Origin of the sequence: Candidatus Thiosymbion oneisti (assembly GCF_900092655.1) — a bacterium.
GTDB classification, from domain to species: Bacteria; Pseudomonadota; Gammaproteobacteria; order Chromatiales; family Chromatiaceae; genus Thiosymbion; species Thiosymbion oneisti.
On record NZ_FLUY01000137.1, the window covers coordinates 1 to 492 of the forward strand.

Below are 492 nucleotides of genomic sequence, written 5' to 3' on the forward strand. Positions count from 1 at the left end.
AAGAATAGTGCCTTCAATCCAAAGGTCATCGGTTCGAACGGTCATCTCTCCGCTGCCCGTGTCTATCCGACCTTCGGTACCGATTTGGAAAAAACCAAAATCCTTTGTCGGGTTGTCTTCTATACGAATGTCCCCACCCTGGGTAAGAATAGTGCCTTCAATCCAAAGGTCATCGGTTCGAACGGTCATCTCTCCGCCGCCCGTCCGTATCAGGCCTCCGGTACCGATTTGAAAAAAACCAAAATCCTTTGTCGGGTTGTCTTCCATACGGATGTCCCCACCCTGGGTAAGAATAGTGCCTTCAATCCAAAGGTCATCGGTTCGAACGGTCATCTCTCCGCCGCCAGTTTCTATCCAACCTCCGGTACCGATTTGGAAAAAACCAGCGTCGTTGTTTGTCGAATTGTCTTCCAGGCGGATGTCCCCGCCCTGGGTAAGAATAGTGCCTTCAATCCAAAGGTCATCGGTTCGAACGGTCATCTCTCCGCTGCC

Annotated in this window: 1 protein-coding gene; it reads right to left on the reverse strand. The window is 51.2% G+C overall.

Going from position 1 to position 492, the window contains the following annotated elements; all coding sequences use genetic code 11:
• Window positions 1-480, reverse strand: a 480-nt coding sequence (locus BQ17_RS01380) for a hypothetical protein (RefSeq protein WP_141699029.1), incomplete at its 3' end; no start/stop codon positions are given.
• Between the last annotated feature and the right edge of the window lie 12 nt (window positions 481-492).